Below are 20532 nucleotides of genomic sequence, written 5' to 3'. Positions count from 1 at the left end.
ACAAGCGTTCCTGTACAAGTCTTGACCATCGAGGGGGCACCTCAGTGCACCTGAAACCCTGCCGAAACATCTGACGCAGCAGGCGTGGGGCGGGCGGATGCGGCGGTGCCGTCGGAGCGTGCCTCCAGTGCCCGCAGGACAGCCGCCATGTCCTCGCCTCCATGGCCCTGCGCCACCGCTTCGCCGAACAGGGCATGGCAGACGTCGAGCAGAGGGGAGGCGAGACCCGCCTTGCGGGCTGTCTCGGCGATCAGCCGGTTGTTCTTCAGGACGTCCGCAGCCGCTGCCTGAACGCTGAAGTCACGGTCCAGCAGTTTGGACGCCTTCATCCGGGAGACGGCGCTGGCCATCGGCCCCGCGTCCAGGACATCCCGCAGCAGCCGCGGGTCGAGCCCTTGCCGGTCGGCGAAGTGGAAGGCCTCCGTCAGTCCGGTGACAAGCGTGATCAGGAACAGGTTCACCGAGAACTTCATCAGCAGCGCGCCCGGCACGGAGCCGCAGCCGAACGTCTCCCGGCACATGGGGGCCAGCAGGGGCCGTACGGCCTCCACGGCGTCGTCGTCCCCCGCCAGCATCGCCACCAACTGCCCCTCCTCCGCAGGGACTCGGGACCCGGAGACCGGGGCTTCGACGTAACACCCACCGGCGGCTCGGATGTCGTCCTGCAGGGCGGCCGAGTACTCCGGCGAGGTCGTGCCCATGTGGACCACGGTGTGCCCGGCGACCCGCACGGCGAAGTCCGGGCCGCCGCGCCCCAGGACCGCGTCGACGGCGCTCTCGTCGGCCAGCATCAGGATCACCGTCTCCGCCCGGTCGAAGACCTCGCCGGCGCTCGCCGCGACCTCGGCTCCGGCGGCCCGGAGGGGTTCGCACCGGGCCGGGGTGCGGTTGAAGACGACCAGACGTGTCCCGGCGCGGGCGAGGTTGAGCGCCATGGGCCGACCCATGACCCCGAGGCCGACGAAACCCACGTACACGATGTACCACCGTCCTGGCTCACGCGGGGTCCGAGCTGTCCCTGCGCCCGACTATGACAGCGGTCATAGTAGCCCGCACTATGACGGCGGTCATAGAGTGCAGGGGAGGTTCGTCAGCGCACGGAGCGGTGGGAGGAGACCGAGAATGACGGCGGCAGAGGCGCCGCGGCCTGGACCACGGGAGCGGATGGTCTTCGGTGCGGCCCAGCTCATCCGGCGCGACGGGGTGGCCGCCACGGGGATGCGGGACGTCGCCGCGTACGCGCAGGCGCCACGCGGTTCCCTCCAGCACTACTTCCCCGGCGGCAAGGAGCAGCTCGTCAACGAGGCGGTGGGCTGGGCCGGGAGATACGCCGGCAACCGCATCGACCGCTTCCTCGCCGCGCTGCCCACGCCGACGCCCAGCGGGCTGTTCGCCGAGATGGTGCGCCAGTGGACCGACGAGTACGAGACCGCCGGATTTGCGGGTGGCTGCCCGGTGGCGGCCGCCACGGTGGACTGCGCCGAGTCCACGGTGTCGACACGGGAGGCCGCGGCTGCCGCGTTCGCCACCTGGACCGGCTCGGTCGCCCGGGCCCTGACGGACATGGGCGCACCCGAGGAACGGGCCGGGGCGCTCGCCACGCTCATGATCGGAGCCCTGGAGGGGGCGCTCCTCATCGCCCGCGCCGAGCAGAGCGTCCGCGCCCTGACGGCAGTGGTGCAGGAACTGGGCCCTGTCCTCGACGCGGCGGTGAACAAGGGCAGCGCCTGACCCCTGCCCGGCTCACTCCTTCCAGTCGAGCTGATGCTCGGGCGTCCCCACCGACCGCCCGTACGCAATCGCTTCGGCGCGCCCCGCCGCATCGCCACGCCGATACCTGAACACCTTCCCGGCGAAGACGACCACGCGCTCGTCCCCCGCGGTGAAGTCCGCGTACCAGCCGTTCTCCGGCTTCAGCGCTTCGGCAAGCGCCTCCGCGAGGCCGCTCACGTCGTCGCTGTCGGTCTCCCACTCGACGAGCGTCCACAGCCCGGGCTGCGCCGCGCTCACGCTTGCCGAGACGTCGAGGCGGGTGACGTTGCGCAGACGCAGCCCAGCAGGCTGGAAGACCGCTCCGGGCCGGAGACTCTCGCCGATGACGTATCCACTGATGTGTGATCGACTCATGCCTCGAAGCTATCGGCCGCCACTGACATCACCCCGGAACGGCCGCTCACGTCCCCGACCCCGGACATGGGTCGGGGAACGGTTCCCTCCCCCGAAGGTACCGTTCCCCGACCGCTCCCCCGGCGCCGGACTGTGGGCCGGCTGACCGCGTGGGCGCGGGTCTGTGCTGTCACCAGCACATGACCGCTGTTTCCCCCGGACCCCACGCGGAGTACAGACGTACTCGGACGAAGTAGCTGCGGCCCTTGACGAGCCGGGCCTTGATGGTGGCGTTGTGCGGTGCTCCGCCGTCGTCCCGTCCTGCGAGGTAGCGGGGCTCCCCGTCCCGCTCCTCGAAGACCACGACGACGCAGTCGCTCGCACCGAAGGTGCCGATCGTGTACTCGCGGGTCTCCGGCGGATCGACGGTGAAGTCGGCCTGCTCTCCGGGGCCCAGACCGAGCGGCGCGGAGCGGAAGGGCACCAGCGCGGGCGGCCGCGGCACGTCGGCCGGCGGGTACCAGCGCAGCACGAACTCCTTGTCGGCGGGAGAGAGCGTGCCGGGCGGGTTCAGGCCCCCACGGAACTGCTCCGGCTCCAGGATCAGCCCGTCCGAGAACGGATACTCCATGATCGACTGCGGGTCCCAGACGGAGCCGTTGACCTCGTCCGGGTCGAGCTTGCGCAGGATGTTGAAGTACGTCCTGTCCCGGCTCCAGAAGTTCGGCGGGCCCGCCAGCTCGGCGTAGACGGCCTCGTCGTCCCAGTGGATGCCGGCGAACGGGCTCTGGTGCTCGTGCAGCATGCCGAGCGCATGCCCGATCTCGTGCAGGGCCGTCCCGCGCTCCCCGGGCGCGGTCAGGTCCCAGCCGAAGTTCATGGTCCGTTCGTTCTGCCCGGCCTGCAGGCAGTCCTTGCCCACCATCGACCAGGAGCCGTCACCGAGCTGGAACCCGATGCGCAGCTCGGCCTCCGAGCGGTCGCCGACCTCGACGAAGGACACACCGATGCCGAGGCCCTGCCACTCCTCGAAGCACTCGCGCACCACGTCCCGCTGCTCCTTGGCGCCGACCCACGACACCCGGCGGGACTGCCCGGTTCCCGGTACGGGAATGACCGACCCGTCGGTGTCGCCGTCGAAGAACCAGTAGTGCAGCACGGTGCCGTTGACCCACATCGACCGTCCGCCGATGAGCGCACTGAGCCGCTCGGCGGTCAGCCCCGGTGTGAAAGCGGGGGCCGACTGCTGCGCGAGGGAGCAGTAGCGTCCGGTCATGCGCACAGGTTGCCGTGGGCAGGGACACAGGCGCCTGAGTCGGGGGCTACTCAAGTCACCCTGTATCAGGGTTGAGTACTCGCGCTCATACTCCCGTGACGACTTTCGAACGCGACGCGAAGACCCTTGAGCTGCCCTGGCAGTTCACCGGACGTGAGGAAGAGCTCGAGCTGATCCGCCGCTCCCTGACCGCAGGCCGGCACGGCATCGTGGTGACCGGACCGGCCGGCTGCGGCAAGACCCGGCTCGTCACCGAGGCCGTGCGGGGCAGCGACCGCGCCCGCGCGGCCGGGACACCCGAGACCCGGCACATCCCCTTCGCCGCGTTCGCCCACCTGCTGCCTGAGGCGGTCACTCTGCACCGTGCGGTCCAACTCCTGTCCGGGGTACGGCTGCTGGTGGTCGACGACGCGCATCTGCTCGACGACGCCTCGGCCGCCCTCGTGCACCAGCTGGCCGTGCACGGCCGCACCCGCCTGATCGTCGTCGCCGCCGACGGGGGCCCGTACCCCGGCGCGATCTCCCGGCTGTGGACCGGTGAGCTGCTGCCGCGTCTCGCCCTGCAGCCGCTGCCGCACGAGGACACCGAACAGCTCCTCGCGGCGGGCGTCGGCGGTCACCTGGAGCCGCTCACCCTGAACCGCCTCCACCACCTGTGCCAGGGAGACTTGAGGCTGCTGCGCGAACTGGTGGACGCGGTGCGCGAGCGGGGCCTGCTGACCCGCCTCTTCCCGGACGCGGGGGAATGGGCGTGGCGGGGCCCGGTGCCGGTGACGGCGACCGTCCGCCGGCGCACCGCCGAGCTCCTCGAACGCTCCGGCCCCGAGGAGAGCAATACGCTCGAACGCCTCGCCTTCGCAGAGCCCCTGGCCCTGCATGTGGACGACTTCGACCTGCGGATCCTGGAGGACCTGGAGGCCGACGGGCTGATCCGCATCGACGACCAGGGCGACCGGGACGACCAGGGCACTGTCCGCCTCGCCCACCCCCTGCACGGCCCGGTGCTGCGCGCCGCGGCGGGCAGGCTCAGGGCCCGGCGGCTGGCCCGCACACCCGCCCAGTGTGCCGCGGCCCTCGCCGTCGAGTCGGCCGCGCTGACCCGCCGGATCGAGCAGGCGGACGTACGGCCGCTGCCGACGCCTGTGGGGGAGTGGTTCGCGCAGGAGGGCGCACCGGTGCCCGCCGGGTACGCGGCCGTACGGGCACGGTTCTCGCGGCTTCGGGGGGAGCTGCGGGAGGCGGCGGCCTGGGCGCGGGAAGGACTGCGGGGCGCTGTGGACGACGTGCCCTGCCGCACCGAACTCGCCCTGGCCGCCGCGCAGTCGGGGGATGCGGCGACCGCCCAGGAGGCCGTGGCGGGCTGCCCGGACCTGGATGAGCCGTCCGCATGGCTGATCGCGGCCCGCGGAGACATGGACGGGGCGCTCGCGGCGATCGGCGAGGCCACCGACGGCATGGTGCAGCGGTACGGCGACGGCAGCGACCGTATGACCGCCGAATCCCCTCGCACGGCCACCGCGACGTCCGAAATCGCCGGCACCGACAGCGCGTTCATCCTCTACGACGCCGTACGCCTCGGGGTGCCCGAGAAGGTCGCCGAACGCCTCCCGGCCGACGGAGTGTTCGCTCAGCATGCCGAGGCGCTGGCCCGTGGGGACGGACCGGCCCTGGACCGGGCCGCGGAGGCGCTGGAGGGGCGTGGGTTCCTGCTGTTCGCGGCCGAGGCGCACGCGCAGGCCGTACGCGCGCACCGCGACCCGCGCGCCGCACGCACCTCACGCACACGTGCCGTCGCCCTGGCCCGCCGCTGCCAGGGCGCCCGCACCCCGGCCCTGTCGGGGCTGGTCCTGGGTGAACTGACCGCCCGCCAGCGGCAGATCGTCACCCTGGCGGCGGCGGGCCTGAGCAACCGGCAGATCGCGGAACAGCTGACGCTGTCCATCCGCACCGTCGGCAACCACCTCTACAGCGCCTACGCCCGGCTCGGCGCGAGCGACCGGGGTTCCCTGCCGTGGCTCGTGGAGCTGCCGGACGCGCAGCCGGCCTGAGCCGCGCCCATGAACCGGCGGTCTGACCCCCAGTATTCGGGGGAGGGGTCAGGCCGCCGACCCCTGCCCGGAGCGCCGGGCGTGTCAGGCGTATTTCCAGCGCCACGCGTTCGAGCTGTACGTGCACTTGATCGGTGTGCCGCCCGCGGTGGTCGTGACGGCGCCGTGGTCGCTGTTGCGGCAGAACCGGCCCGCCGAGTAGCAGTTGCCCGCGTTGGACTTGATCGAGCAGGTGCCGACGCTGTTATGGCTGCTGCTGCCCCCGCAGCCGCTGCTTGCGGCTTTGGCGGCGGCGGTTCTGGTGACGGTGACCGTGGGGGTCGGCTTGGCCTTGACCTCGACGGTTTCGGTGACCGTGGGGCCGGGTCGGGGCGTGGCCGTGACGGTCGCGGTGATGGTCGTCGCCGGTTTGACCTTGGTCTCGACGAGCTGCTGCCCTGTGTTCCCCGTGGCGCCGATGAGCACGCCCCCGAGGAGCAGACCGGCGCCGCCCGGCCACACACGCTTGCGCCACGCGATGACCAACCCGTACACCGCACCCATACCGCCGGCACCGCGCCCACCCGACCTTCGCCCGCTGCACAGGATGTATGGGGCGGGTGACCAAGTCGTGATCGGTAAGGCTCGGTGGCTTCTCAGGCCGCCCCGAACGCCGTGAACGCCCACCCCGTGGCCTGGTGCACGGCATCCCCCGGCAGTGATGCCCGCGCGTCGCGCAGGGCCTCGGCCAGGGACAGGCCCGCGCTCAGGCCCTTGTGCAGGGCCAGCATCAGCGGCACCACGGCATGGTCGTTGACGGGTGCGCTGCTGGCCAGCACCCCCGCCGTACCCAGCGGCAGCAGGGCGGTGACCAGGCCGAGGAGTTCGTCCGCGCCGACCGAGGCGAGGCGGGCGGTGTCGCAGCTGGACAGGATGATCCGGTACGGGCTGCGGTCCAGGCGTTCGAAGTCGTGCACGATGAGCGGGCCGTCGGCCATTCGCAGGGCGGAGAACAGGGGGCTGTCGGCGCGAAAGGTGCCGTGCGCGGCGATGTGGGCGAGCGCGGCGCCGTCGAGTTCCTCCAGAACGCGCGGCACGCGCGCATCGTCGTGTTCCAGGAGGGTCGGTCTGCCGTAGCGGTCGGCGAGTTCGGGCACTTCCGCGCCGCCGGTGGCGAGCCCCGGCCCGCGGACCAGGACGTGGCGGCCACCGGGCGGCGGCTCGGTCCCGTGGGCGCGCAGCCAGCTGCTCGCCGACGGCGACACGCTGAGCACCCGCTCCCGCAGCGACGGCAGCAGCGCCCACGGCACGCGGTGCAGCCGGCTGGGCGGTACGACCACCACCGGGCCGCAGCCGAGCTGCGCGGCGGCCGGGCCGAGCAGCAGCTCCTCCAGACGGCGGCCCATCGCCTCGACCACCGGAAGGCGTGCCTCCGCCCCCGGGTGGGCCAGCCGGCGCAGCCCGGCCTGCACATGCTCGGCCTCGGTCTCGGCGTCGGCGAGCAGCCCCGCCTCGAACCGCCGCACCCGCCCCTGCCCGCACAGCAGCACCTGGACCCGCCCGTCGAGCACGGCGAGCTCCACCAGCCGCACCTCGCCCAGCCGCTCCAGCAGCCGCCCGGGGTCGAAGCGGTCCTCGGCACCGGGCGCGTCGCCGCGCATGTGCAGCGTCCGGGAGCGGATCTCCCGCTCCAGACGCCGCTGTTCACGCTCCAGGGTGGGGATCGGGCGGCCGTCGCTGCGGGCCTCCTCGGCGCGGGCGGCGATCTCCCGGAACGCGGTCAGGTTGCCGAGCAGGACCGGATCGGCGGGCGGCCGGGTGGGAGGCGTGGACAGGACGGTGGCCCGCCAGCGTTCGCTCCACATCAGCAGCCGGCGCGGACTGCCCGAGTCGAGGCTGGCCTGCTGGGCCAACGCGGCCAGCTCCGCGCCCTGTTCGGTGGCGCGGGCCCGCAACTCGGAGGCGCCCAGAGTCATCCGGTGGTCGTCGAGCACGTCGAGGCCGCGCCGGCACGCCTCCAGGACACCCCGGCCGGAGCCTGCGGCCCGGGCGCGCAGCGCCTGCGCGGCCCAGCCTGTCATCCGCGCCAGCGGCGGCCCGCTGTGCCGGCTGCGGGCGGCGACGGCCAGATGCCGCTCCGCGTCCGCCGTCCAGCCCAGGGAGAGCGCGATCCGGCCCGCGAGCAGCGAGGCCTCCGGGGCGGCCGGCGCGCCGAACGAGGCGAGCCGTTCGGCCACCGCCGCCGCGTCCGCGACCAGACGACCCGAGCCGCGCCCTGCGGCCACCCGCGCCTCGATCAGCACCAGCCGGGCGTGCGTCTCCCACCAGGTGCGCCGCTGCCCGGCGAACAGCCGAACGGCCAGTGCCGCGCGCGCGATCGCGGTGTGCGGATCGCCCGCCAGACGCGCCGCGCGGGCCGCGACCAGCAGCAGCTCCGCCTTGCGGGTGGACTGCCCGCCGATGCCGTCGAGCGCCCCTGTGGCGGTGTCCGCCTCGGCGAGCGCCTCCCGGGCGAGCCCGGCGGCCATCAGCACCTCGCAGCGCCGGATGTAGAGCATGAACGACGGCGTGCCGAGCTTGGCGTAGCGCTCCTCGGCCTCGTCCAGCAGCCGCAGCGCCACCGGGATGTCGCCCGACCGGAACGCGGCAAGCCCCCGGCTCTCCACCACGTCCGCCTTGTCGTGCTCCTGGCCGGTGGTGTCCCACTGCGCGTGCGCGGCGGTGAAGTCCGCCTCCGCCCGGTCCACCGCGCCGAGCGCCAGATGCACCGTGGCCCGCAGGGTCAGCGCCCGCGCCGTCCAGATGACGTCGTCCGCCTGCCGCAGCACCGGAATCGCCCGGCGTACGTCCTCCAGCGCCTCCCGGTGACGGCCCAGCACCCAGGAGGCGTAGGCCCGCCGGAACAGGACCCGCGCGCGGGTGTGCCCGCTGCTCACCGCGACACCCCGCTGCAGTGCCTCCAGGCCCTGGCGGGTGCGGCCCGCGTGCACGAGCGCCACGCCGAGCGTGGCCAGTACGTCCGCCTCCCGGTCGGGTGTCTGGGCGCGGGCCGCCAGATCGCGGGCGCGGCGCAGATGGTGCAGCGCGATCCGCATGTCGCCCCAGTCCCGCTGCCAGATGCCGATCACCTGGTGCGCGACGGAGGCGCGCCAGGGCGTGGGATCGGAGTCCAGCACGCCCTGCGCCCGCGCCCGGGCCTCGCCCGGGTCGGCGAACACCATCGGCAGCAGTTCGAGAACCGAGTCGCTTCCCGCTGTCACTCAAAGGATGGTAGTGGCCGTGGTTGCGCCCCACACCGGTTTGGCGCTGTATCAATCGACGGCTGCGCGACTCTGATTGACGACAGTCGCCTCAAGGGGGAGGACACGCCATGGCACCTCAGCGATTCCACGAACAGTTCGACCAGATCCAGCGTTCGATGCCGGACGTCTCCCTGGCGATGGGGCCCGACGACGCGGCCGAGTTCATCTACGAGAAGGGCGTGGTCCTGGCCCGTGACGGTGAGGAGGCTCGGCTCGTCGAGGACACCGTGCGCGGCCACTTCACCGAGGCGACCGGACTGACCGCCGACCACGTGCAGCGGGTGAGCCCGGAGACCAACCGATCCGGCATCACCCGTATCCAGGTCGGTGACCCCGGCCACGGCGACCGGCGCGGCGACCGGGCGGTCGCGCACGCCCTGCGGGCCATGCGCGAGCACGAGGGACGCGCCCGGCGCAGGCTGGTCAGCCGCAACCACGTGGTGTCGATCGCGGTCAACTCCTGTCCCGGCGACGAGCCCGTGCCCGCCCCGCTCACCCAGGGCACCAACCCGGCCGCCGCCGAGGCCGGTTACGACGCGGACACCGCCGTGGGCGTCCTCGTCATCGACAACGGCCTCACCCACGACTACCGGACGGTGCCGCTGCTCGCCCATGTCCAGGGCGACCTGCACGGTACCGAGACCGATGCGCAGGGCAACCTCCTGCAGTACGTCGGCCACGGCACCTTCATCGCGGGCCTGCTGGCGGCCGTCGCACCCAACACGAACATCACCGTTCGCAGCACCCTCAACGACGCCGGCGCGATCCTGGAGGACCAGTTCGGGCAGCGGCTCTTCGACGCCGTCGACGAGCACGGCTGGCCGGATGTCATCAGCCTCTCCGCCGGCACCGCCAACGGCCGCGACGACGGCCTGCTCGGCGTGCAGAGCTTCATGCAGGAACTGCGCAGGCAGCGCACCCTGCTGGTCGCGGCGGCCGGCAACAACTCCAGCGCGTCGAAGTTCTGGCCCGCCGCCTACGCCGATCTGCCCGACTACGAGGACGCCGTGCTGTCGGTCGGAGCCCTGCGCAGCGATGGCGAGTTCGGCGCCTGTTTCTCCAACTACGGCTCCTGGGTGAAGGCCTACGCTCCCGGAGAGCGGCTGACCAGCACGCTGACCGGCTTCGACGCACCCGTGCCGTACCTCTACCAGCACTCCACCTACGACGAGTGCCGGTACCACTTCACATACGCGTGCACCTGCCAGTACCCGCGGCACACCGGCGTGCTGAGCACGGCGGGCACCCCCACGGCCGGCAAGGCGGACCAGGTGATGTTCGAGGGCTACGCGCACTGGAGCGGCACCTCGTTCGCCGCGCCGGTCGCCGCGGGCATGGTCGTCGCCTACATGACCGCCAACAAACTGAGCGATGCGCGCGCCGCCCGCAAGAAGCTCCTGGCGGAGACCGGGGCGTACGCGGAGGTGCGCGGGGCGCATGTGCCGGCGCTGCGCCCGCCGACTTGGCGCCCCACGCCCGTCACGCAGCTGGCACCTCCCGCATGACGTCCGGAACGGTCCCCTCCACGGCGTACGATGACTTGCCGTACACGAGGGGTGGGGCCGTGGACCGAGCAGATGTCGGCGCGCTGGTCCAGTCTGCCGTCGACGGCGACGCGGCGGCCTGGAAGGCGCTCGTGGAGGGGCTGAGCCCACTGGTGTGGTCCGTCGTGCGCGCGCACCGGCTCTCCGACGCCGACGCGCACGAGGTGTACCAGACGGTATGGTTCCGCTTCGCCCAGCACCTGGGGCGCATCCGCGAACCCGACAAGGCCGGCTCGTGGCTGGCGAGCACCGCGCGCCACGAGTCCCTGAAGGTCCTCAAGAGCTTAAGGCGGCTGACCCCGACGGACGATCCGCAACTGCTGGACCGGGTCAGTGAGGACCGTACGCCCGAGCAGTCGTTCCTCGACCTGGAGGAGGCGGCCGCCGAGACCGAGCGCATCCGGCACCTGTGGCAGGAGTTCGAGGAACTCGGCGATCGCTGCAGGCAGTTGCTGCGCGTCCTGATGGCCTCGCCGCCGCCCAGCTACCAGGAGGTGTCCGCGGCCCTCGGCATCGCCGTGGGCAGCATCGGACCGCTCCGCCAGCGCTGTCTGCGGCGCCTGCGGGCACGACTGGAAGCACGGGGAGCGGTGTGACCGACATGAACAACGCCAACAACAACGCCGACCACAACGACGACATCAACGAGCTGGACGACATCAACGGCATCGACGAGATGGCGTACGACCTGGTGGAGGAGGAGCTCCGGCGGGCCGCGGCCATCCTGGACCCGGTGCCGGCCGGGCTGCGGCAGATCGCCGTCGAGGCCTTCGCACTGCACGACCTCGACGCCCGCATCGCCGAGCTGACCTTCGACTCGGTGGTCGACGCCATCCCCGTCAGGGGAGCGACGGATGTGCCGCGGATGCTCACGTTCCACGTGGGCGGGGTGACGGTCGACGTCGAACTGACCGCACAGGGGCTGATGGGTCAGGTGCTGCCGCCGCAGTCGGCCGGCATCGAGGTGCTCAGCGGCCCGCAGGCCGGCTCGCCGCTGACCACCGACGACATGGGTCGCTTCACCTATGACGAACCCCCCGCCGGCCCCTTCGCGCTGCGGCTGCGGACCGGCGAGGGAGTGCTCGTCACGGACTGGGTGACGGCCTGACGCGAGGCCCTGCCCTCACCAGGTGACGGGCAGGGTCTGCGGCCCGCGGATCATGGTCTTGCGGCGCCAGACGACCTGGTCGGCGGGGACCGCGAGGCGCAGGCCCGGCAGTTGCTCCAGCACCGTGTCGACGAGGAGTTCGGTCTGCAGACGGGCGAGCACGGCGCCGGTGCAGTAGTGCGCGCCGTTGCCGAACGCCACATGCGGGTTGGGGTCGCGGTCGGGGTCGATCCGGTCCGGTTCGGGGAAGACGTCCGGGTCCCGGTTGGCGGCCAGGTAGGAGACGTACACCGGCTCGCCGGCGCTGATGCGGTGGCCGTGCAGCTCCACGTCCTCCAGGGCGATGCGGGCCAGACCGACCGAGGTGCGGTGCGGGATGTAGCGCAGCAGCTCGTCCAGCACCCGCCCGCGCGCGTGCGGCTCCCGCATCCGCTCCCTCAACTCCGACCGGGTGAGCAGCAGGAACAGCATCTGCCCGCAGTTGTGGGTGACGGCCTCGCCACCGATCTGCAGCGGCCCGGCGAGGCCCACGGCCTCCTCCTCGCTGATCTCGCCGCGGCCCACAGCTGCACCGAGCAGCGCGTACACGTCCTCGTCCCTGCTGTGGGCCCGGGCGCGGATGGTGTCGCTGATCCATCCGTACATGCCGTTCTTGGCACGGTCGGCGGCCTCGGACCCGCCGGAGGTGGAGATGATCTGCCGCGTCCAGGCATGCACCTGCTCCCGGTCCTCGGCGGGCACCCCCATCACCTCGCTGACCACGGTGATCGGGAACGGCTCCAGGACCCGCTCGACGAGATCGGCCGGCGGCCCGTCGCGCACGACCCCGTCGAGCAGCTCGTCGAGGATCTGCTGCGCGCGGGGCCGCAGCCGCTTCATGGCGCCCACGGTGAAGGCGCCGGCGACCGGCTTGCGCAGCCGGTTGTGGTCGGGCTGGTCGGCCCAGGCGAGCGAACCCGGGCGGGGCGCGAAGTTCGGGGCGAGCCGGGTCACCTGACGGCGGGTGACCTCCGTGCGGCTGAACCGCGGATCGTTGGTGATCAGCTTCACGTCGTCGTAGCGGGTGGCCAGCCACGCCCAGCCCTCGCCGTGCGGCAGCCGGATGCGGGTGAGCGGGCCCTCGCGCATGAGGTCCGCGAGCACCGGGTCGAACTCCGTCCCGGTCAGGTCGTGCGCGGGCCACTCCCGTACCGGGGGCGGGACCTGCTCCGTCAGCGTGGTGGTCTCCTCAGTCATGCCCTCCACCCTCACCGCGGCCCGGGCGCCTGTCGCGCGGGAGTGCTCCAGCCGGAGGTCAGGGACCGCACCGCAGAGCCGGCGTAACCTCCCCGGCCGGGCGCCCGCCGTCCGGGCACGCCGCCGCGTCGCCGAACCGCCCCCCGTGTCTCCTCCCTCGCTCTCGGCCTCGCCCGAGCGAGGGGACCCCCCCGTACGACGCGCGCTGATCCGACCGGGGACGTGACGCAGGCACTCAGCCCGTCACGGCATCGACGAGTACGGCCAGCGCCGACGCCAGTCGGTCGAGCCCCGGGCCGACGGGCCCGCCCGGCTCCCTCATGTACGTGTCCCGGCGGATCTCCACCATCAGCGCGCTCACTCGCGGATCCCGGCCATAGAAGTCGAGCGGCACGTACGTCCCACTGAACGGGCTGTCCAGCCCCGTCTCTCCGCACACCGCGAACGCCTCCCGCGCCGCTGCCAGCAGCTTTGGCGGTGTGTGGAAGGAGTCGGTGCCCAGGCAGACGGGCGGCCGCGGGCCCTCGCCGTGCAGCTCGTAGGGCAGCGGGGCGGTCGGGTACGAGTGGACGTCGACGATCACGGCCCGCCCGGCGGCGGCCAGCCGACCGGCCACGGCGTCCGTCATGGCCTGCGCGTACGGCCGGAAATACCGCTCGATCAGCGGCGCGGGGTCGGTGTCGTCGCCCCGCAGCACCTCCCGGTGCGTGGTCCGCGTGTACACGGCACCCATCCCGACGGCGAGCATCTCCTCCCGCTCGTCGGGAAACCGCTCCGGATCGACCACCAGTCGCGAGAACCGGTTGACGAACCGCCACGGAGCCACCCTCGACAACGGGGCCGCTGCCTCGGCCAGTTCCGCCGTGTGCGCGTCCGTGATGTGGTCCAACTCCCGCTCCAGGGCGGCGTCGTCCAGCACCATCTGGGAGCGCACGTGGTTCGGAATCTCCCGCGCGGAGTGCGGCACATGCAGGATTACGGGGGAGTCGTCCGCGCCCGGCAGGAGCTCGAAGGACGGGACGGCGGAGGTGGTCATCGCCGCCCGCCGAACTCCCAGGCGTGGACCTCGATGTCGGCGTACCGCTCCGCGATCAGGACGGCGCGCGCCTTGGCCGTGTCCGGGGCCCGGACCAGCGCCGCGGTGCCGAGCCAGGCGGAGCCGTCGTCCGACAGCAGCGGCCCGTACGCGATCAGCTCGTCCCGGTCGGGCGGTATGTCGAGATCGGCGGCCTGCCCCGAGCCGAAGCCGAGCACCAGGTAGCGGTTGCCGCCGGTCGCGCCACCCGGGAAGTCCCACATCGTGCGCCCCAGCAGATTCCGCCACCGCCGCAGCAGCACGTCGCGGTACACGCCGGCCTGGTAGTTGGGCTCGTCGAAGGCGAACGCGCGGGCCGCCGCGGGATCCGGCAGATCGACGATGTGCACACTGCCGGAGGGCGTCTCATCGTCGCCGGCGAAGGTCGGCCCCCGGGCGATCAGCTCGGCCGCGTACCGGTCCATGTAGGACCAGTGCTCCTCGGCCAGCTTCTCGCGCAAAGGGACGGATCCGGGCCGGTCACGGTGGTAACAGAAGAACTCCATGGCCACAGCCTGCCAGCACCCGCCATGAGTCGCCGCGTGATATCCGTGCGCCCCCAAGGCCTTACGGTGTGGCCCACCTTCGTTCGACGGGCACAGGTGCGGGTGCAGCGTGACGCAGGCGGCCGCGGAGGAGTTCAACGCCCTGGAGGCCGAGTTCGACGCGGCGGGCAGTGAGATCGAGACCGTGGCGCGGGAGGAGATCGGCGGCGACTTCTGGTTCATCTCCCAGGCCGACGGCTTCGAGGACGCGGACGCGGAGAAGCTGATCGCCACCCGGGAGTGGTGAGCCGTCGGCGATGTCACTCCGGAGGAGCGGCGGGCCGTCGTCAGTGCCGTCGCCTACCGTCGGATCATGACCGTCCATGAGCTCTCGCGCATCGACGCCCGCCGCATCGCCGTACGCGCCCAACTCCTGGACGCCGTACGGCCGGCCGGGCTGCTCGACGTGGTGCGCGGGCTGACGCTGCTGCAGATCGACCCGACCGCCGCCGTCGCGCCCAACGCCGACCTGGTGGCGTGGAGCCGGCTCGGATCGCCGTACGCGCCAGAACAGTTGAGCGCTGAACGGGAGAAGCGCAGGCTGCTGGAGCTGCAGGCGATGATCCGGCCCGCCGAGGATCTCGCCCTGTACCGCGCCGAGATGGCCGAATGGCCGGAGCGGGGGACGCCCTCGTCGTGGCGTGAGTATCACCGGTCGTGGGTGGCGGCGAACGACGCCTGCCGCCGGGACATCCTCGACCGGCTCGGCGCCGAAGGGCCACTGCCCTCCCGCGCCCTCCCGGACACCTGCGCCACACCGTGGAAGTCGAGCGGCTGGACCAACAACCGCAATGTCACCAAGCTGCTGGAACTGATGGTGCAGCGCGGTGAGGTCGCCGTCGCCGGGCGCAGCGGCGGGGAGCGGCTGTGGGACCTGGCCGGGAGGGTCTACCCCGACCTCCCGCCGATCCCGGTGGAGGAGGCGCTGCGCGTCCGCGACGAGCGGCGACTGCGCGCCCTCGGCATCGCCCGCGCCCGCGGCCCGGAGTGCCAGGTGGAGCCGGCGGACGTGGGGGAGGCGGGTGAGCCCGCGGTCGTGGACGGTGTGCGGGGCAAGTGGCGGGTGGATCCTGCCCAGTTGGGCCTGCCCTTCGAGGGGCGGGCGGCACTGCTGTCACCCTTCGACCGCCTCGTCCACGACCGCAGACGCACCGCCGAGCTGTTCGAGTACGAATACCAGCTGGAGATGTACAAGCCCGCCGCCAAGCGCCGCTGGGGCTACTTCGCGCTGCCGGTCCTGTACGGGGACCGGCTGGTCGGGAAACTCGATGCCACCGCGGACCGCAGGGCCGGAGTGCTGCGGGTCGGCGCCGTCCATGAGGACGTCCCGTTCACCCCGGCCATGGCGGCGGAGATCGGCCGGGAGATCGAGGACCTGGCCCGCTGGCTCCAGCTTGAGCTCGTACGGCCCGGCCTGTGACGGCTCGACCGGCCTGTCGTCAGCTGCCGCCGCCGCTGACTCCCGAGGCCACGAAACGCCGGTGCAGCGGCGTGAACGTGGACTCCGGCTCGCCGGTGATGCCGGCTTCCTTGACGGCGGGTGCCAGCCGGCCGGCGAAGAACCGCTCGAAGTCGGACTGGGCGTTCCACACGTCGGTGACATGCAGCGCGCCCCCGTCGAACCAGGCCACGTGCATGACGGCGCCGTCCGGTTGGTCCTGCTCCCAGTCGACCAGTTGCCGCACGGTGTCGTACTGCTGGGGCGAGACCCCTGGCCAGGTCAAGGACAACACAACAGCCATATGACTTGCCTCCTCTGTCCGGTTCCCCCTGACCAGTACACCGAGCTGGGACAGCGGTCACCTGCCGTGGTAGGCCGTTCGTGACACGGCTCCGCCCCGGCCGGGCAGTGTGCCGACCGGGGCGGAGTCAGGAACGGGCCGTCGAGGCCTGGCGCGTCAGCTCAGGGACGCCAGCGCCTCGTTCCAGGTGGCCGAGGGGCGCATGACCGCGGCGGCCTTGGCCGGGTCGGGCTGGTAGTAGCCGCCGATGTCGGCCGGCTTGCCCTGGACGGCGAGCAGCTCGTCGACGATCTTCTGCTCATTGGCGGTGAGCGTCTCGGCGAGCGGGGCGAAGACCTTCGCCAGGTCCGCGTCCTCGGTCTGCGCGGCCAGCTCCTGCGCCCAGTACAGGGACAGGTAGAAGTGGCTGCCGCGGTTGTCGATGCCGCCGACGCGACGGGTCGGGGACTTGTCCTCGTTGAGGAAGGTCGCCGTGGCGCGGTCGAGGGTGTCGGCGAGGACCTTGGCGCGGGTGTTGCCGGTGGCCGTGGCGTACTGCTCCAGGGACGGCACAAGCGCGAAGAACTCGCCCAGCGAGTCCCAGCGCAGGTAGTTCTCCTTGACCAGCTGCTGGACGTGCTTCGGTGCGGAACCGCCGGCGCCCGTCTCGAACAGGCCGCCGCCCGCCATCAGCGGGACGACCGACAGCATCTTGGCGCTGGTGCCCAGCTCCAGGATGGGGAAGAGGTCGGTGAGGTAGTCACGCAGCACGTTGCCGGTCACCGAGATGGTGTTCTCGCCGCGGCGGATGCGCTCGATCGACAGCTTGGTCGCCTCGACCGGGGCGAGGATCCGGATGTCCAGGCCCTCGGTGTCGTGCTCCGGCAGGTACTGCTTGACCTTCTCGATGATCACGGCGTCGTGGCCGCGGGTCTCGTCCAGCCAGAACACCGCCGGGTCGCCGGTGGCGCGGGCGCGGGTGGCGGCCAGCTTCACCCAGTCGCGGATCGGCGCGTCCTTGGTCTGGCAGGCGCGGAAGATGTCGCCGACCGCGACCGGCTGCTCCAGGACGACGTTGCCGGCCTGGTCGACCAGACGGACCGTGCCGGCCGTCTTGATCTCGAAGGTCTTGTCGTGGGAGCCGTACTCCTCGGCCTTCTGCGCCATCAGGCCGACGTTCGGGACCGAACCCATGGTGGCGGGGTCGTAGGCGCCGTTGGCACGGCAGTCGTCGATGACGGCCTGGTAGACGCCGGAGTAGGAGGAGTCCGGCAGGACCGCGAGGGTGTCGGCCTCCTGGCCGTCCGGGCCCCACATGTGGCCGGAGGTGCGGATCATGGCCGGCATCGAGGCGTCGACGATCACGTCGGACGGCACGTGCAGGTTGGTGATGCCCTTGTCGGAGTCGACCATCGCCAGGGCCGGGCCCTCGGCGAGCTCGGCGTCGAAGGAGGCCTTGATCTCGGCGCCCTCCGGCAGGCCCTCCAGACCCTTGTAGATGCCGCCCAGACCGTCGTTCGGGGACAGGCCGGCCGCGGCGAGGGTCTCGCCGTACTTGGCGAACGTCTTCGGGAAGAAGGCGCGCACCACGTGACCGAAGACGATCGGGTCGGAGACCTTCATCATCGTGGCCTTGAGGTGCACGGAGAACAGCACGCCCTCGGCCTTGGCGCGGGCAACCTGCGCGGCGAGGAACTCGTTGAGCGCGGCGGCGCGCATCACGGAGGCGTCGACGACCTCGCCCGCGAGCACCGGTACGGACTCGCGCAGCACCGTGGTGCTGCCGTCCTCGCCGAGCAGCTCGATCCGCAGCGCGCCGGCCTCGGAGATCACCGTGGACTTCTCGGTGGAGCGGAAGTCGTTCTCGCCCATGGTCGCGACGTTGGTCTTGGACTCCGCGGTCCAGGCGCCCATGCGGTGCGGGTGGGTCTTGGCGTAGTTCTTGACCGAGGCGGGGGCGCGGCGGTCGGAGTTGCCCTCACGCAGCACCGGGTTCACCGCGGAGCCCTTGACCTTGTCGTAGCGGGCCTGGATGTCCCGCTGCTCGTCGGTCTTCGGGTCGTCCGGGTACGCCGGCAGCGCGTAGCCCTGGCCCTGCAGCTCGGCGATCGCGGCCTTGAGCTGCGGGATCGACGCCGAGATGTTCGGCAGCTTGATGATGTTGGCCTCGGGCGTCTTGGCCAGCTCGCCCAGCTCGTGGAGGGCGTCCGGAATCCGCTGGTCCTCGGTCAGGTACTCCGGGAACAGGGCGATGATGCGCCCGGCCAGCGAGATGTCACGGGTCTCCACAGCGACACCCGCCTGCGAGGCGTATGCCTGGACCACCGGCAGGAAGGAATACGTCGCCAGGGCCGGGGCCTCGTCAGTGTGCGTATAGAAGATGGTCGAGTCAGTCACCGGGTGCTCCGCTCCACGTCTGCAACATTGCTCGACATCAAGATATCTCGTGATCGGGGGAGGCTCGACAGGGGTGGGCGGTGACATCGGTTGCCCCGGCCGGGACAACCGAGCGATATCGGCCTGTGGTGACGAAAGGCGCGCGATTCTGAAGGCCCACAACTCGGACGAAGGAGAAGACCATGATCGCGAGGGTGGCGGTGTGGGAACCGATGCCGACAGACGACCGGGACTGGGTCCTTGAGGCCGCGGCGGCCGTTCCCGGTGTCCACGGCGCGTATCACCTGATCGACCCCGCCACGGGGAACGGCCTGGCCATCGCGTTCTTCGAGGACGAGGCCGCCGCTGCGGCGGCGCGGGAGGCCATCGAGCGGCGCGCCGAGGAAATCGGCTGGAACGACACGCCGCACCCGGCGCCGGCGTCCCAGACGTTCTACGACGTCGTCCGCCACGCCTGACACTCAGGTCTGCCCGGCCGCCGGAAGAACTCCCCGCAGGCTTCCCGCACTTGCGGAGCGCGAACCTGCGGCCGGGCTGCAACCAAACGTCCGATCCCGTGGTCCTGCATGTAGATCGTGCATCTGATCGTCGACGGCCGGAACCGACCACCCGGCCGCCCGAGCGAAAGCTGACCATGAGATATCGCAGCAGAGTGACGGCCCCCGCGGCTGCCCTGATCGGCACGGCCGCGGCACTGACCGTGGGGGGTACGGCGTCCGCCGCACCGAAGGACAAGGGGACTCCGAAGGACGACGGCACCCCGGGCCCCGAGACCCTCGGCGACTCCGTCTTCCCGAGCCTCGGCAACGACGGCTACCGCGTCAGGGCCTACCACCTCGACCTCTCCTACGACTCGACGACCAAGCTCGTCGACGCCACCGCCCTCCTGAGGATCAGCGCCACCCAGGCGCTCACCCGCTTCTCCCTGGACGCGCTCGGCCTGGACATACGCTCCGTGCGCGTCGGCGGCCGCACCGCCACCTTCGAGCAGGCGGACGAGAAGCTGCGGATCACGCCCGCCCGCCCGCTGCCCGCCGGGGCCCGGACGACGGTGTGCATCGAGTACGGCGCCGACCCGAGCCGCACCCTCGCGCACACCGCGTGGGTCGTCACCCCGGACGGCTTCGCGATCTGCCCGCAGCCGAACTCGGCGCACACCGTCTTCCCCTGCAACGACCACCCCGTCGACAAGGCGGCCTTCACCTTCCGCGTCACCGTCCCCGCCGGCCTGCGCGGCGTCGCGAACGGCCTGCTCGTCGGCACCGAGACCCTCGCCGACGGCCGCACGGCGTACTCGTACCGCTCCCGCGAGCCGATGGCCACCGAACTGGTGCAGATCACGGTCGGCGACTACGTCGTCAAGGACCGGCAGGGCCCGCACGGGCTGCCGCTGCGGGACGTCGTGCCCACCGCCCGGGCCGCCGCCCTGGAACCGGCGCTCGCGCTCACCCCTGGGCTGGTCGACTGGCTGGAGCAGCGGCTCGGCGCGTTCCCCTTCGAGACGTACGGACTGCTGCCCTGCAACTCCGACAACCCGAACGCCTTCGACTTCACCGGTCTGGAGACCCAGACCCTCACCCTGTACAAGCCGAACTTCCTGCTCCAGGAGGAGAAGAAGATCGGCTCGCACATGATGCACGAGCTGGTCCACTCCTGGTTCGGCAATCTCGTCAGCCCCGCCAACTGGGCCGACCTGTGGCTGAACGAGGGCCACGCCGACTTCTACGGACTGCTGTACCGCTACGAGCGCGGCTGGACCGACTCGCTCGGCTACAGCACCTTCGAGGACCGTATGAAGTACACCTACGGGCTCGGCGACCAGTGGCGCCACGACTCGGGGCCGGTCGCGGCCCCGAACGCGGTGAACCTCTTCGACAGCCAGCGCTACACCGGCGGCGTCCTGGTCCTGTACGCGCTGCGCCAGGTCGTCGGCGAGGACGTCTTCCACGCCATCGAGCGGTGCTTCCTGGACCGGCACCGCAACTCCGCGGCGACGACGGACGACTACATCGCGGTCGCCTCGGAGGTCTATGGGCAGGACCTGTCCGGGTTCCTCAAGGACTGGCTCTACGGTACGAAGACGCCGCGGATGCCCGGCCACCCGGACTGGACGGTCAAGCCGGTGAACTCGGCGCTCGCCTCCCCGCACAGCCGCCGGGGCGGGCACTGGCACGAGAACTCGGCGACGCTCTGAC

General features: G+C 71.9%; 18 protein-coding genes and 1 pseudogene. 9 read left to right on the top strand and 10 right to left on the bottom strand.

All coding sequences use genetic code 11. From position 1 onward, the window contains the following. Positions 1-41: 41 nt before the first annotated feature. Positions 42-977, bottom strand: coding sequence for an NAD(P)-dependent oxidoreductase (locus tag IH68_RS0116495; protein ID WP_037884878.1), 936 nt, complete (start codon positions 975-977; stop codon positions 42-44). Positions 978-1122: 145 nt separating this feature from the next. Between IH68_RS0116495 and IH68_RS0116490 the strand changes: the two genes are divergently transcribed. Next, positions 1123-1731: a TetR/AcrR family transcriptional regulator gene (locus IH68_RS0116490; protein ID WP_030935475.1), complete on the top strand. Its 609-nt coding sequence runs from the start codon at positions 1123-1125 to the stop codon at positions 1729-1731. Positions 1732-1743: 12 nt separating this feature from the next. Here the strand turns inward: IH68_RS0116490 and IH68_RS0116485 are convergent, their stop codons facing one another. Both IH68_RS0116485 and IH68_RS0116480 read right to left on the bottom strand, forming a co-directional pair. Next, positions 1744-2127, bottom strand: coding sequence for a hypothetical protein (locus IH68_RS0116485; protein ID WP_030935472.1), 384 nt, complete (start codon positions 2125-2127; stop codon positions 1744-1746). Positions 2128-2296: 169 nt separating this feature from the next. Beyond that, positions 2297-3382 (bottom strand): M12 family metallopeptidase, encoded by a 1086-nt coding sequence (locus IH68_RS0116480; protein WP_030935470.1) that lies wholly within the window; start codon positions 3380-3382, stop codon positions 2297-2299. Between the two features lie 95 nt (positions 3383-3477). On the opposite strand from IH68_RS0116480, the gene IH68_RS0116475 reads away from it, so the two are divergent. After that, positions 3478-5430: a LuxR C-terminal-related transcriptional regulator gene (locus IH68_RS0116475; RefSeq protein ID WP_030935467.1), complete on the top strand. Its 1953-nt coding sequence runs from the start codon at positions 3478-3480 to the stop codon at positions 5428-5430. A gap of 84 nt (positions 5431-5514) precedes the next feature. Here IH68_RS0116475 and IH68_RS0116470 read toward each other — a convergent pair whose 3' ends face one another. Further along, positions 5515-5973: a hypothetical protein gene (locus IH68_RS0116470; protein ID WP_051833481.1), complete on the bottom strand. Its 459-nt coding sequence runs from the start codon at positions 5971-5973 to the stop codon at positions 5515-5517. Positions 5974-6065: 92 nt separating this feature from the next. Continuing rightward, positions 6066-8630 carry a CHAT domain-containing protein gene (locus IH68_RS0116465; protein ID WP_030935461.1) on the bottom strand — a complete coding sequence of 855 codons (2565 nt, stop codon included), beginning with the start codon at positions 8628-8630 and terminating at the stop codon, positions 6066-6068. A 149-nt stretch (positions 8631-8779) separates the two neighbouring features. Here IH68_RS0116465 and IH68_RS0116460 point away from each other — a divergent pair, with 149 nt between their 5' ends. The 3 genes from IH68_RS0116460 to IH68_RS0116450 all read left to right on the top strand — a co-directional run bounded on the left by IH68_RS0116460 (position 8780) and on the right by IH68_RS0116450 (position 11363). Beyond that, a complete protein-coding gene (locus IH68_RS0116460; RefSeq protein WP_030935459.1) occupies positions 8780-10216 on the top strand; it encodes a S8/S53 family peptidase in 1437 nt (478 codons plus the stop codon). A gap of 59 nt (positions 10217-10275) precedes the next feature. Beyond that, the gene (locus tag IH68_RS0116455; protein WP_030935456.1) at positions 10276-10851 is read left to right on the top strand and encodes an RNA polymerase sigma factor; all 576 of its coding nucleotides are present in this window, start codon (positions 10276-10278) and stop codon (positions 10849-10851) included. 80 nt (positions 10852-10931) lie between these two features. After that, positions 10932-11363, top strand: coding sequence for a hypothetical protein (locus IH68_RS0116450; protein WP_107057495.1), 432 nt, complete (start codon positions 10932-10934; stop codon positions 11361-11363). A 15-nt stretch (positions 11364-11378) separates the two neighbouring features. On the opposite strand, the gene IH68_RS0116445 is transcribed toward IH68_RS0116450, so the two are convergent. The 3 genes from IH68_RS0116445 to IH68_RS0116435 form a co-directional block, all read right to left on the bottom strand. After that, complete coding sequence (locus tag IH68_RS0116445; protein ID WP_030935452.1) at positions 11379-12599, bottom strand: cytochrome P450; 1221 nt, start codon at positions 12597-12599, stop codon at positions 11379-11381. Between the two features lie 235 nt (positions 12600-12834). Further along, positions 12835-13635: an N-formylglutamate amidohydrolase gene (locus IH68_RS0116440; protein WP_030935449.1), complete on the bottom strand. Its 801-nt coding sequence runs from the start codon at positions 13633-13635 to the stop codon at positions 12835-12837. Further along, entirely contained in the window at positions 13632-14180 is a 549-nt protein-coding gene (locus IH68_RS0116435) for a YciI family protein (protein WP_030935447.1), read from the bottom strand. The genes IH68_RS0116440 and IH68_RS0116435 overlap by 4 nt, the downstream gene beginning before the upstream one ends. 109 nt (positions 14181-14289) lie before the next feature. Between IH68_RS0116435 and IH68_RS0116430 the strand changes: the two are divergent. Continuing rightward, a pseudogene (locus IH68_RS0116430) lies at positions 14290-14466 on the top strand (DUF5713 family protein); the annotation flags it as partial. A gap of 66 nt (positions 14467-14532) precedes the next feature. Beyond that, positions 14533-15639, top strand: coding sequence for a DNA glycosylase AlkZ-like family protein (locus IH68_RS0116425; protein WP_030935444.1), 1107 nt, complete (start codon positions 14533-14535; stop codon positions 15637-15639). 19 nt (positions 15640-15658) lie between these two features. Here the strand turns inward: IH68_RS0116425 and IH68_RS0116420 are convergent, their stop codons facing one another. Together IH68_RS0116420 and IH68_RS0116415 are read right to left on the bottom strand one after the other, a co-directional pair. Then, entirely contained in the window at positions 15659-15961 is a 303-nt protein-coding gene (locus tag IH68_RS0116420; RefSeq protein WP_030935442.1) for a hypothetical protein, read from the bottom strand. 156 nt (positions 15962-16117) lie between these two features. Continuing rightward, positions 16118-18337: an NADP-dependent isocitrate dehydrogenase gene (locus tag IH68_RS0116415; protein ID WP_030935440.1), complete on the bottom strand. Its 2220-nt coding sequence runs from the start codon at positions 18335-18337 to the stop codon at positions 16118-16120. Between the two features lie 182 nt (positions 18338-18519). Here IH68_RS0116415 and IH68_RS0116410 point away from each other — a divergent pair, with 182 nt between their 5' ends. Together IH68_RS0116410 and IH68_RS0116405 are read left to right on the top strand one after the other, a co-directional pair. Beyond that, positions 18520-18795 (top strand): hypothetical protein, encoded by a 276-nt coding sequence (locus IH68_RS0116410; protein WP_030935438.1) that lies wholly within the window; start codon positions 18520-18522, stop codon positions 18793-18795. Between the two features lie 176 nt (positions 18796-18971). Continuing rightward, positions 18972-20531: a M1 family metallopeptidase gene (locus tag IH68_RS0116405; RefSeq protein ID WP_030935435.1), complete on the top strand. Its 1560-nt coding sequence runs from the start codon at positions 18972-18974 to the stop codon at positions 20529-20531. Position 20532 lies beyond the last annotated feature (1 nt).

Source organism: Streptomyces sp. NRRL S-646 (genome assembly GCF_000720765.1).
Taxonomy (GTDB): Bacteria; Actinomycetota; Actinomycetes; order Streptomycetales; family Streptomycetaceae; genus Streptomyces.
Note: the sequence above shows the minus strand (reverse complement) of the source record. Positions and strands in the feature narration are given on the sequence as shown.

Excerpts from the sequence above, each read along its gene's own strand:
- IH68_RS0116410 (WP_030935438.1), top strand. The coding sequence starts at position 18,520 with ATGATCGCGAGGGTGGCGGTGTGGGAACCGATGCCGACAGACGACCGG.
- IH68_RS0116480 (WP_030935470.1), bottom strand. The coding sequence starts at position 3,382 with ATGACCGGACGCTACTGCTCCCTCGCGCAGCAGTCGGCCCCCGCTTTC.
- IH68_RS0116405 (WP_030935435.1), top strand. The coding sequence starts at position 18,972 with ATGAGATATCGCAGCAGAGTGACGGCCCCCGCGGCTGCCCTGATCGGC.
- IH68_RS0116450 (WP_107057495.1), top strand. The coding sequence starts at position 10,932 with ATGGCGTACGACCTGGTGGAGGAGGAGCTCCGGCGGGCCGCGGCCATC.
- IH68_RS0116470 (WP_051833481.1), bottom strand. The coding sequence starts at position 5,973 with ATGGGTGCGGTGTACGGGTTGGTCATCGCGTGGCGCAAGCGTGTGTGG.
- IH68_RS0116460 (WP_030935459.1), top strand. The coding sequence starts at position 8,780 with ATGGCACCTCAGCGATTCCACGAACAGTTCGACCAGATCCAGCGTTCG.
- IH68_RS0116445 (WP_030935452.1), bottom strand. The coding sequence starts at position 12,599 with ATGACTGAGGAGACCACCACGCTGACGGAGCAGGTCCCGCCCCCGGTA.
- IH68_RS0116440 (WP_030935449.1), bottom strand. The coding sequence starts at position 13,635 with ATGACCACCTCCGCCGTCCCGTCCTTCGAGCTCCTGCCGGGCGCGGAC.
- IH68_RS0116490 (WP_030935475.1), top strand. The coding sequence starts at position 1,123 with ATGACGGCGGCAGAGGCGCCGCGGCCTGGACCACGGGAGCGGATGGTC.
- IH68_RS0116485 (WP_030935472.1), bottom strand. The coding sequence starts at position 2,127 with ATGAGTCGATCACACATCAGTGGATACGTCATCGGCGAGAGTCTCCGG.
- IH68_RS0116435 (WP_030935447.1), bottom strand. The coding sequence starts at position 14,180 with ATGGAGTTCTTCTGTTACCACCGTGACCGGCCCGGATCCGTCCCTTTG.
- IH68_RS0116420 (WP_030935442.1), bottom strand. The coding sequence starts at position 15,961 with ATGGCTGTTGTGTTGTCCTTGACCTGGCCAGGGGTCTCGCCCCAGCAG.
- IH68_RS0116465 (WP_030935461.1), bottom strand. The coding sequence starts at position 8,630 with ATGGTGTTCGCCGACCCGGGCGAGGCCCGGGCGCGGGCGCAGGGCGTG.
- IH68_RS0116425 (WP_030935444.1), top strand. The coding sequence starts at position 14,533 with ATGACCGTCCATGAGCTCTCGCGCATCGACGCCCGCCGCATCGCCGTA.